The 11,944-nt window shown below is 44.5% G+C and carries 7 protein-coding genes (1 of these 7 running past the window's edge); all 7 read right to left on the bottom strand.

Features of this window, described 5'->3' with window-relative positions; all coding sequences use genetic code 11:
- Positions 1-4,200 carry the 5' portion of an S-layer homology domain-containing protein gene (locus tag ACH59B_RS11305; protein ID WP_404303768.1) on the bottom strand. It extends 360 nt beyond the left edge of the window, so 4,200 of the gene's 4,560 nt are visible here — the first part of the coding sequence; its start codon is at positions 4,198-4,200; its stop codon lies off the left edge, out of view.
- A gap of 26 nt (positions 4,201-4,226) precedes the next feature.
- Entirely contained in the window at positions 4,227-7,403 is a 3,177-nt protein-coding gene (locus ACH59B_RS11300; protein WP_404303766.1) for an S-layer homology domain-containing protein, read from the bottom strand.
- 846 nt (positions 7,404-8,249) lie between these two features.
- Complete coding sequence (locus tag ACH59B_RS11295) at positions 8,250-8,495, bottom strand: type B 50S ribosomal protein L31 (RefSeq protein WP_016821159.1); 246 nt, start codon at positions 8,493-8,495, stop codon at positions 8,250-8,252.
- A 510-nt stretch (positions 8,496-9,005) separates the two neighbouring features.
- A complete protein-coding gene (gene rpmG / locus ACH59B_RS11290) occupies positions 9,006-9,155 on the bottom strand; it encodes a 50S ribosomal protein L33 (RefSeq protein ID WP_013370941.1) in 150 nt (49 codons plus the stop codon).
- A gap of 69 nt (positions 9,156-9,224) precedes the next feature.
- On the bottom strand, positions 9,225-9,794 hold the full coding sequence (locus ACH59B_RS11285; protein WP_017428410.1) for a hypothetical protein: 570 nt from the start codon (positions 9,792-9,794) through the stop codon (positions 9,225-9,227).
- 85 nt (positions 9,795-9,879) lie between these two features.
- Positions 9,880-11,256: an MFS transporter gene (locus ACH59B_RS11280; protein WP_017428409.1), complete on the bottom strand. Its 1,377-nt coding sequence runs from the start codon at positions 11,254-11,256 to the stop codon at positions 9,880-9,882.
- A 91-nt stretch (positions 11,257-11,347) separates the two neighbouring features.
- On the bottom strand, positions 11,348-11,815 hold the full coding sequence (locus ACH59B_RS11275) for a MarR family winged helix-turn-helix transcriptional regulator (RefSeq protein WP_016821155.1): 468 nt from the start codon (positions 11,813-11,815) through the stop codon (positions 11,348-11,350).
- Between the last annotated feature and the right edge of the window lie 129 nt (positions 11,816-11,944).

The raw sequence follows: 11,944 nt of genomic DNA, 5'->3' as shown, positions 1-11,944 counted from the left end.
AGCTAAATTGTATTGATGAATCTCAAGTGAGTATCCTGCATTTTCTATAGGCTTAGAAGTATCTCCTACCGGATTGTAAAACAGCTCAATGGCAGTACGGGTTTTATCCAAGGATAGATACTGAGAAAAATACAGTTCCTCCGGTCCTTGAGGATTTGAGATCACTTGAAATACAGTAGCAGATCCGTTTGCTCCGATTACCCAGAAGTATTGAAAAACACCCCCGTTCCACGTCCAAACCGTCCCATTAAGAGGGGTTGGTCCAGTAAAGGTAGAATCTGCCGTACCCGAATAGACTTTAAATGAAGTTTCACCTGGGAACACTGTTGACATGTCATAAGTAATCGGATCTTTGACCCCTTGCTTAGTCCGGATTTGAATAATTCCATTCGTTGCAAGAGGGGCATTCGTTACCTGAAAATTATAGGTGGCTTTTCCGCCATGCCCATCATCCGCAGTAATCGTTACCTTGGTACTTCCTGCCTGATTACCTGGAGTAAGAGTCAGCGTTGATCCGTTAACCTCTGCATTTACCATACCGCTTGATTCAACAGTAGAAGTAAACGTCAAGGCATCCCCGTCAGCATCACTGAACAATTGAGATAAGTCGTAGCTTCTTGCATTCGTAACTCCTGCAGTCAACACTTGTTCATAAATGACCGCATCTACTTGAGGCGGCTGATTAGAAGACGGGTTAGGCAAGCCGGATGATTGGACGCTGACCTGGAAGCTGGTTGAGGTTTCCCCTCCACGACCATCCATAGCTGTGATTTCTATGCTCGTCGTTCCTGCACTTAGTGCCTGAATTTTCAATTGAGCTCCAGCGATTTCCGCCGAAGCAACGGACGGATCGGAAGAGGTTGCCTTAAAGGTCAACGTATCCCCATCAGGATCAGTAAAAACGGAACCTAAATCGAGTGAGTAAACCTCACCACCTATAGTAAGCGACTGGTCGGCAGGTTTAGTTTCTACTGGATTCTGATTCTCCGGAGTTCCAGCTGTGACGGTGGTTTTAAAAGTTTCGATCACTTGCCCTCCCCGGTCATCTGTTGCTTTGATCGATACTAATGTGCTACCGATCGTTAACGGTGTAAGAGTGAGCATATCCCCATAAACGTCAGCCGTCACAACAGTCGAGTCAGAAACACTAACATCGTAAGTTAAAATATCGCTATCAGGACTGGAGAAGAAATCGTTTAAGGACAATTGAATATCGCCTGTATTTATTTCTTTTATCTGGTCCGGAATCCCTGACGAAACTGGGGATTCATTGACAGTAACATCAAAATCAGTAGTGACCTCGCCCCCGCGACCATCTTCTGCTTTAAGCTGAATCGTTGCTGTTCCTGAAGAAATTGCATGGACGGTGACTTGGTTTCCGTTAACGGATACAGCAGCAACTGATGAATTCGACGATTCTACCGAAACATCCACAGGATCGCCATCGGGATCGTGAAATACAGAAGATAAATCCAGGATATAATCTGCATTGCCTAAAATCAGTGTCTGATTATCAGGCTTCTGATCTATAACCGGTTTTTGGTTAGGAACAGCGGTTACTTCCATTTGGAATGACTGGCTTGTGCTGCCTCCATGGACATCAGATGCTTTAACGGATACTGCTGTGCTGCCAATCTTTAATGGTGTAATGGTAAGCGTGTCCCCATTCAACACTGCAGTCGCAACCGAAGAATCGGAAATATCAATGCTGTATGATAACGTATCCTGCTCATGGTCGGTAAAGAAGTTGTTTAAAGATAATTGAATGTCGCCTGAATTGATTTGTTTCGTTTGATCCGGAATTCCCAAGGATGCCGGAGGTTCATTAACGGTAATATCAAAATTGGTCTTAACCTTGCCTCCAAGGCCATTTGCCGCTTTTAGCTGGATGTTTGCTGTTCCTGAGGAAACCGCATGAACCGTAGCCTGGTTTCCGTTAACAGAGACCGTCGCAATGGATGGATCCGAGGATTCTGCCGATATGGTTAGTGGATTGCTATCCGGATCAAGGAATACCGGGGATAAATCCAGGATGTAGTCCGCATCGCCAACAGTAAGCGTTTGGTTGCCTGGCTTCTGATTTACAACCGGATTTTGATTAGGTACTGCAGTTACCGCCAATTGAAACGACTGGCTTGCGCTGCCTCCACGACCATCGGATGCCTTGACGGTAACTTGGGCATGTCCTACAGTTGCCGGAGTTAATACCAATTGATCACCAGTCAGGGTAAAGGTGGCAATGGAAGAATCATCGATCGCAACCTCATAGGTCATGGGATCATTTTCAGAATCCGTAAAAAACGATCCCAAAGATAAGTTTACGTCGCCGCTCCCCAACTGCTTGCTTTGATCAGGGATACCCGATGAAACTGGAGATTCATTGACACGAACTTTGAAATTCGTTCCCGCTTTTTTCCCGGCCTGGTCATCGGCGGCAATCGTAATAGTTGCAGTCCCTTTGCCAACAGCCTTAATAAATAGATTTGTTCCCTCTACTCGAACTGTACTGATTTTTGTACTAGACGACAGTGCCGTATATTTGAGCTCGGACTGCTCCTCGTCCGTAAAATGACCAAGCAAGTCAATTTGAAGTTCAGAATCGCCCACCGTTACGGCCTGATCGTCATATTTGGTCACTAACTTCGGCGCTGTATTGGTCACAACCGTAGAACGCGAGCTGCCAGAAGAAGTTGTAGTGACTCCTGATACCGTCGAAGAGGACACACCTGCTGCAAATGAAGTATTCGTGACTTGGCTGGAGGAGGTTACACTAATATTTGCTGCAGAGTTATTTACTTGTAAATTTGAAATGGTTCCAGCTACCTCCAGACTGACTGGAGAGGAACTGTTCACAGTCACTGTATTAATAGAGGCTTGGCCTGTCAGAGCTACGGACCGATCGCTGTTGACCGACAATTGCTGAATAGTCCCCTGTAGCTCTACCTGCTGTGCACCGGCAAGAACATTCAACTGCAGTATCGTTGAGGATGAATCATTTTCAATTGTTGCATTGGAAGTCAACGTCATTTGATCCACCGTCGAATTTCCTTGAATGACAACGTGGACATCCTGTTTGGAAACCTCGACATCCTTCAGCTCAGATGCATCAAATAATACGGTGTTCTGGTCACCACCCTGAATATATGTTTTTCCTTGTACCGTAAATTTAGAGGCATAGAAATCATGTCCAAGGCTTGACGTAACTGTAAAGCTATTTTTGACATTCAAATTCATAACTGAAATGTAATCACCGTCAATAGTTAAATCTCCGTCAATCGTAGAGTTATGACCGTCTAATACAAGATTACCACTGAATTCGGAAGCTTGCCCTATCGGGGCTTGCCCGCTCGCATGGATGACTAGTTTGGTGATCGATTCAATGGTCCGCTGTGATGCTACAAATTGAATATCTGCTCCTTTGAGAATCTCCTGGTTAGAGGTTTGCAAGATTCCTTTAACTGAATCCGAAAGTTTATATTCAATCCCGTTAATCCAAGCCTTTCCATCCTCCACTTTTTGGAGTTGGACAACATGGTCCTTAGGGAAAAAGGTAGACATCATATACTGGGCTATATCTTGACGTTGAACAGACGATTTAGGTTTGAAAGCGGATTGATTCGTCCCCATGGAACCCGACTGTAAAGCCGTATTTACGTAAGGCCGTGCCCACGGGCTAACCCGATTCCAATCAGTAAGTTTAGCAGACTCCGTGGCGTCAGCTGTGATAGGAAGCCCGGCGGCCCGCATAAGCAGTACTGCCGCCTCCTCTCTGGTCACTACCGCTTTGGGTCTGAATTTGTTACCGTCGTCTCCATTCATGAGTCCTGCACGGTGTACAGCCTCAATATAGGGACTAGACCAACTTTTCGAGTCTACATCCGCAAAGCTGCTGGTTGCTGCTTTAGAAATAGAGAGTTGCAGAGCTTGAGTTAATAGAACCGCCATTTCTTGACGAGTCAACAAATCCGTTGGCCGATAAGATCCGGATGGGTCTCCACGCAGAAGCCCAGCTTCAATGGCTTGGAGGATGCTTGTCTTTTGCTTAGAAGCAACATTATTGATGTCTTTAAAAGGCAGGCTGGCCAGAGCTGCTCCGTTTGATGCATCACTGGCAGCAGATGCAATCGTCTGCAAGGCTGTTGGAGCAACAAGTGCAGCTAAGGCTAATGTAATCAGCCATTTATTAGGTTTAGAACTCATGATGTTCCCTCTATTCTTTTTATTCATTATGGCGCCTCGCTGCTAAAGATACCGATATTATCCGTATAATCGATTCCTTCATCAATCCATTCACTTTCCTCGTAGTGGCCTGCATTTCCATGGGTAACACCGGATTGTCTAGCTATAGTGGTATGAGGCTGAAACACCGCCGTATCAATCAACTGATTATCGTAATAGAGCGATAGAGTGACAGGTGCTGAATCATCGTTATAAAATCCCATATCCGTGAAGTAATCTACATGTGCATCACCAAAATACATGGTATCTCCTATCACAAAAGTAGCTCCACCTGGAATAAAAGCACCAGCGTCTTGACTTATCTCAATCGAATTTCCACCGTTACTGCGTTCAATTCTAATTTTTGAAGCATCCAATCTCTCTGAACCCGCATTATAAAGCTCAATAATCTGCATCATAGGGTCGCCCTCCCCCCATGCCAACTCGGAGAAGAAAAGTCCTTTCTTTTCTCCAACAGTGACTTGGAAGATCGTTTGAACGGTTCCCCCCTTTCCATCATCTGCGGTGACTGTTACTGTAGCACTCCCGACTGCTAGCGGAGTAATAATCAGTTGATCGCCTGTAACGGAAACCATTGCTACGCCAGGGTTCGATGAATCAGCAGAATACGTTAGCAAGTCCAAATCTTCATCTGCAAAAGTTGAAGCAAGTCCGATAGTTGTGTCCATAGCACCCGCTTCTGTAGAAATATCATTAATCGCGCTTTGAACAACAGGAGCATGATTAACAGCGGGTGGAGGAGTCACCGTTAGAGTGAAATTCGTATCCACCGTGCCACCGTTTCCGTCATTTGCCGTTACCGTAATCGTGGCTGTACCCGCGTTCACTGGCGTTATTTTCAGATCGCCTCCGTTTACCGCTACCGTCACTACGCCCGTATCTGTTGTAGTTGCGGTGTATGTCAGTACGTCACTGTCTTCATCTGCGAACACACCTGCAAGGCTCACCGTTTTGATGCCGTCTGCGACTCCTGTCGTTACATTGCTGATCGACGTTTCCACCGTCGGCGCATGGTTCACAGCTTCGGGAATCACCGGTGTGATCGTCACGTTGAACTGCGTATCCACTGTGCCGCCGTTTCCGTCATTTGCCGTTACCGTAATCGTGGCTGTACCCGCGTTCACTGGCGTTATTTTCAGATCGCTTCCGTTTACCGCTACTGTCGCCACGCCTGTATCTGTCGAAGTTGCAGTGTATGTCAGCGCATCGCTGTCTTCATCTGCGAACACACCTGCAAGGCTCACGGTCTTGATGCCGTCTGCGGCTCCTGTCGTTACATTGCTGATCGAAGCTTCCACCGTCGGCGCATGGTTCACAGCTTCCGGAATCACCGGTGTGATCGTCACGTTGAACTGCGTATCCACTGTGCCGCCGTTTCCGTCATCTGCCGTTACCGTAATCGCGGCTGTACCCGCGTTCACTGGCGTTATTTTCAGATCGCTTCCGTTTACCGCTACTGTAGTCACACCCACATTCGTCGAAGTTGCAGTGAATGTCAGCGCGTCGCTGTCTTCATCTGCGAACACATCTGCAAGGCTCAACGTCTTGATGCCGTCTGCGGCTCCTGTCGTTACATTGTTGATCGACGTTTCCACCGTCGGGGCATGGCTCACGGCTTCGGGGATCACCGGTGTGATTGTCACGTTGAACTGGCTGTTTATGGTCCCGCCCTTGCCGTCGTTCGCTGTAACCGTGACATTGGTTGTTCCTGCACTCACCGGTGTGAGAGTCAGCTGACTTCCGTTCACTGATACCCTCGCTACGTTCGTGGCAGAAGATTCTGCTGTGTAAGTCAGAGTGTCTCCATCAGCATCAGTAAAACTATTTGCCAGATTAATCTTTTTAGGCTCATCTGCTGTACTTAACGTAGTATCAGTAAACCCAGTAGTAACGCTTGGCGCATGGTTAGTCACTGAGTTTGTTGAAGTTCCACCTCCAGAGGAAAATGTCACGCTACTCGACGTAGCTGTAGTCGCTTCATGAACCGTCCCGTCAGCCGACTGAATTTTTCCAATCTGTTTTTGTACTTCGTTGTAATTTTGGATAACTTGTGAAACAGATACATCTTTAGGCAGCTGAATCATTTCAACTTTAAAATTCGGGTTCAATGTCACTTTAGCATTTGCGTTGGCAACTTTAAGCTCCCCAATTGTCCCTGTTCCTTTAATAGAAATACCATTGTTGGAATTCACAATAAGATGGTTTGCATTTCCATTCAGTTGGGTATTAGAGACACCGTCGTTAAGCTCGATTACTCCTTTGATATCTCCTTTAATCTGAACACCATCACCTGAAATTCGAAGCAGACTGCTTTCCGGTAGACCATTGGTGTTTAACACAACATCTTTTTGCACGATCTCCAATTGTTGCAGCCCGTCCACATTACGATTGCGCGAATTAAACTTTAATATAGCTCCTTTTAACGCATCTTTATTGGAGTTTCCGATCAACTCTTTCAACTTTCCTTCTATTAAATAAGGAACATTATCAATCGTTACAATGTCTCCATCAATGCTATTGATCGTAGCTGTTTGCTCTTGAGTTTTGAAAATATCCAAGAGAAAAGGAGCAATATCCTCCCTTTTTACTTCACCTGTGGGATTGAGCTTGCTGTCATGAATGTCAATTAAGCCCAGACGAAGTGCCGTATCTACCGATCCAGCCGCCCATTGGCTTACCAAGGACTGATCTTTGGGCAAAATGCTTGATCCGCCCTCTGCATTAACCCCTCCAACTGCACGAACAAACACGGCTGCCAGCTCTTCACGTGTAACAGGATCGTTCGGACGGAAATTCCCTAATCCATCCCCGGATAGAAATCCAGCTTTTTGTGCGGCCTCTATATATGGCGCAGCAAATTGTTTACTTTGCACATCTTTAAAAGTAGAAGAACTCGAAACAGGGTCCAATTTTAAAGCTCTGACCAATAATACTGCCAGTTCCTGACGAGTTAATGTTGCTGCAGGGCGAAAGGTTCCTTGAGGATCTCCCGATAAAAGCCCCTGGCGTACAGCTTCTTGGATGGCTGCCATTTTATCACTCGTCGTCACATAGGATGTATCTGAAAACAAATTATCGGCAGGCGTTGCAGCGTAAGCAGAAGTACCAAACGTCGCCTGAAGAGCAACAAGAGCGGCTGCCCACTTAAGTGAATAAACCTTCAATGGTTGTACCTCCTAATTTTACTTTTGAGTAAAACGATCCTATTCGATCTTCGAAATGTTTTTACATAATTCAAAATTAATAAAGCCTGTTCACTGAATTTATCGATAAATAATGCGTTTATATTAATTTTTATTCATATATTTGTCGAAAAAAAGTGATTTATGTCGTTTCAATTAATATATATGAAAGCTCTGAACCAATTCTGAACAAAAGTTATTATAATGATGCTAGTTGCATTAAGTCCCCAACTCTATTCTTCAAATAACTCATTTCCGCGTGTGATTTATCGAAATCCTCTCTTAACCGCGACTCTTTTTCTATAAAAAAATAATCGCAGGCTAGATACCTGCAATTATTTTTAAGTAAGACAATCTTATTCGAAGTATAGAATTACATTATAAAATGATTAGTTTGCCAAGATTAGCATTGTCGACAATTGTGCGCGTTCATTTTACATTGGAAAGCAGCAACTTCTCGTACCGTTCCGGGGAAACTGCTGCTTTCATGTTCTTATTACACTTTGGCACTTGCAAAATGAGCATGTTATCAAACAATCAGGATAAGCGGTACCGATTAACAGTGTTGGGATTGGAACAACGTGCAGTTTGAGCAAAACGTGCGTGATGCGATCTACGGCTTTTTCCAGAGGAGAAGTGATCCACATGGCAATGACAAATCGGGTTACTTGATTAAGCTTACTTAAAGCTAGTAAAAGAGTGTTACATTTGAGGCGCAAAATACATTTGTTATTCGCATTGTTTTCGGACGTAACTAGTCCGTAGATAACAAAAAAGCTAGGTTTACGAATTATCAACATAATCCGTAAACCTAGCTTTCGAAGAGTCTTACTTAAGGTTGTATTTTTTGTTAAAGCGATCCACACGTCCACCGATATCCACGTTTCTTTGTTTACCAGTGAAGAACGGGTGGGAAGCGGAGCTAGTATCTACACGGATAACTGGGTATGTGTTGCCATCTTCCCATTCCATCGTTTCTTGCGAATACTTAGTGGAAGCACTCAGGAAAGAGAATCCACAGCTAGGGTCTAAAAAGATAACTTTATTCAATGTTGGATGAATATCTTTTTTCATTTGTTTCACCTAATCTTTCATGTAGTTTTAGTTTCAAACTCAAACGTACTGCAGCAATGCTCCATCAGTTAGCAAAAAGAGCGGTTATGTCTCAGAAAAAAAGACGACAGATCGTAACAGTTGCGCTCAAGGTCGTAAACGACAAGCGAACGATGCCGTATATATTGCATCGCCCATTACACGAACGCTCCGTATCTTTCGTTAGCCTCCATCGTTATATAAGCATATTGTGAATGGTTCTCCGGCTCGTCCTGCATGCTGACATCAGCATAGGAGAACTCGGTGGCCCCGTGCTATCGATTCAAAAGGCAAAGCGTGCCATGTAGCTTAGCATCTATCAAACAACCATGAAAAGAAGCCGTCCTCTTAGGTGCTAGCTTTAACTTTGGACACTCTGTCCACTGGACTAATTCAAGTTTTCGCCGGTTCCATAACATAGGCTTTATGCAAACTTAACAGGCTCCGCTCACGAAGCAGAATCATTTAGGTTGCTATGCAGCAAACCACAAATTATCTAGTTTCACGATGAATCGTGTACTTTTTCAAACGCGGAGAGTATTTTCTCATTTCAATACGCTCCGGATGATTTCTTTTGTTCTTGGTTGTTGTATAGTTGCGATCACCGGATTCGGTGCATGCCAAGGTAACAATAACGCGCATTTGTTCTTCCTCCTCAATTGGAATACATGGTATACAATTACAATAGTAATTTTTACGATTAGTTCTATTCTATAATTCATGCTCCTCTTTGTCAACCTTGGAGTCGCGGTTTGTTGCTTCTTTTACCGTGTTCCAGCGATTACGGTACTGTACTAGCTTAGGATGAAGTTCCAAGGGTTCACTCGAAAGCACCAACCTGACGTTTCTAATCCATTCTCCAAAGGATACATAGGAAGCGCACAAATTAGCAGTTTCAGGACTCATATACAAAAAAAGCGGAGTTGCATACTTTTCCGCCAAAAAACGAATGGCTGCTTCAATCGGCGTATACTTTTTTCGCTTACCTTCCCAGTTCTCAATCACAACAGCACTCAAAGCCTGCTCTCGCTGCCACTCTCCCAGCTCGTCGACCCGCTTATAATACGAGCGTACTGGCTGCTTCCACATTCTTCTGACGGTTTCTTCATGTAGTGGATACAGCACCAACTTTGTAAAAGATAGTGCAGCCCCCGTTTCGGCAAAAAGCTCCAGCTCACTGGCTGTAGTCTGCTCAAACGTATCATAGTAGACCATAGTCCCTTTGTAGGTTTCGATTGGTGGTTCATAACCATAGGGTACATATTGAAGGTTTCTTGTCATGCTGGGCACTCCGTCCTTCCATAGAAAATTTCTCCTTCTATATTATACCCTTGTTATGGCATGAGCTTACATAAAATGTTTATCCTTATTCGACAGCAGGCCTATTGCCACGTGCCCCTCGCCGGAACTGCAACGCATAAAGCCCCATCGTCACAAGTGCAATCAGCGCAAGCACCGTAAATATATTGCTAAAATTGAACACCTGGACATTAGATACAACAGGATTCAAATGAAAGGACGAGGAACTATCTAACGTTTTGCCCAAAATACTTGTTGTGATCGCCCCGGCAATGAAATTCAACAGAGATAACAGCCCCATTCCAACACCAATCTGATCTTTCGACAAAGTACGAGAAATTGTGTTGGACATGGCAATCTGCATAAAGGTCTGACCTACATTCCCGAAAATAAGCAAAAACAAAATCAGATACGGAGACGCACCTACAAACGTGGACAAGCTGATAAAGCAGATAAATAATAGCGATACGGCTGTATACACCAGAACTGAATTCCCTTTGCTATCGGCCAAGCGCCCCCCTTTTTTTCCTAATAGAGCTGACGCAATAGCAGCGGGAAACATAATCAGTCCAATCGTTGCTGGTGTAAGCTGGTTGAGACTATTCAGAAACTGTGGTGCCAAGTAAGGCAATCCAAAGCTAATCCCCGTCCCTAAAAAAGCGATAAGAAGCCCATATGAATATTGCTTGTTACGGAACAGCTTCGGCTGGATGAACGGATCGTGGGCAGTATTAATGCGCCATATAAACAGTCCAAATAAAACCACACCGATCAGAAAAAATAACATATTGGCTTGTGAAATGGAAAGCAACAAGAAGGCCACTGTTCCACCCAGCAATAATCCACCCAGAAAATCAAACTTCTGATCCTCTCCTCGCTGATCGTCCAAGTATTTGCGAAAGAACGGCAAAGCGATCAGTGGCAGCATGGAAATGACGAACAGAAAACGCCAGCTCGCAAAGCCTGTAATCAAACCAGAAATAATAGGAGCCAGTGCAGTGCCTAATGCTAAGCCGATTGCTGTGACGCCCAAAGCTCGCCCTCTTTTTTCAGCCGAGAAATAACGAACAGGAACAATCATAGCAGTTGCCGGAATAACAGCAGCCCCTGTGGCCTGAAGCAAACGAGCTACAATTAACATCCAAAATTGATTGGCCAACAGCCCAATAAGCGAGCCTAGTGCAAAAAAGATAATCCCAAATGTCAGCAAATCCTTGAGACGATACTTATCTGCCAGCTTACCGTAGGTCACCGAGCCAACCGCATACACGATCATATAACCCGTCAGCAGCCAGCTTACATCGGAGGCACTAATATGAAATTCCTCCCGGATCACAGGCATTACTACATTAAACATAAAAGCGTTCATCACTGAAAAAACAAGTGTGAAGGCCAAAACACGCATAAGCTTATCCGCATTGGGATAAGTTTGTTCTTTTATCATTTGGTTTCTCCCTCTCCTGTTAACACCTTATCTAGGTGACTTTTTATAGCTTATGGATTCCCCATCCGGGCACATTTTTCTATTTATCCGTTCAAACGCAGGTATTCGCAGGACGGTAATCGTGAAGAATTTTTTTGAGCAAACCGCGCAGCGCCTCTGACTCTCCGACAGATAACGTTTTGCCTACGGAGCTTTTAATTTGCTCAATGGTACGTTCGGCTACCTTGTGAATCTCCAAGCCTTCCTCGGTCAAATAGATTTGCTTCATTCGCGCATCTTCCGGATGACTTTGGCGTACTGCCCAGTTTTTCTTAACGATCCCGTTAACCAGGCTGGTAACACTTGATTTATCAATAAGCAATAGCTTTTCCAAATCCGTATTGGTGACTCCAGGCGACATCGCCAGTATATAGAGCGTCTGCGATTGTGGGGAGGTAAGCCCCAAAGGGCGCAGTGCTGTTTCAATCTCACGCCGGACGGTGGTGAAAATCCATTTAATTAAATACATCGTGCTCTCTTCCTCCCATGGAAGACAAACGGGGTACACCTCACTTCCCATTTTACTGCTAACCTCCATATCTATCGAATTTTAATAGTTTGAATTCCAACTAATTTTAATCAGCCGCCTATTTGGTGTCAATACCTTCGTAAAATGATCGTCTATTAAATACAGCCAGTTTCAAAATAA

It is taken from the genome of Paenibacillus sp. DP01 (assembly GCF_044784315.1).
GTDB lineage: Bacteria > Bacillota > Bacilli > Paenibacillales > Paenibacillaceae > Paenibacillus > Paenibacillus polymyxa.
This window is presented reverse-complemented; position numbering and strand designations above follow the sequence as displayed.

What these genes read in the sequence shown, in the direction of transcription:
- ACH59B_RS11280 (WP_017428409.1), bottom strand. Translation starts at nt 11,256, where the DNA reads ATGATAAAAGAACAAACTTATCCCAATGCGGATAAGCTTATGCGTGTT.
- rpmG (WP_013370941.1), bottom strand. Translation starts at nt 9,155, where the DNA reads ATGCGCGTTATTGTTACCTTGGCATGCACCGAATCCGGTGATCGCAAC.
- ACH59B_RS11285 (WP_017428410.1), bottom strand. Translation starts at nt 9,794, where the DNA reads ATGACAAGAAACCTTCAATATGTACCCTATGGTTATGAACCACCAATC.
- ACH59B_RS11295 (WP_016821159.1), bottom strand. Translation starts at nt 8,495, where the DNA reads ATGAAAAAAGATATTCATCCAACATTGAATAAAGTTATCTTTTTAGAC.
- ACH59B_RS11275 (WP_016821155.1), bottom strand. Translation starts at nt 11,815, where the DNA reads ATGGGAAGTGAGGTGTACCCCGTTTGTCTTCCATGGGAGGAAGAGAGC.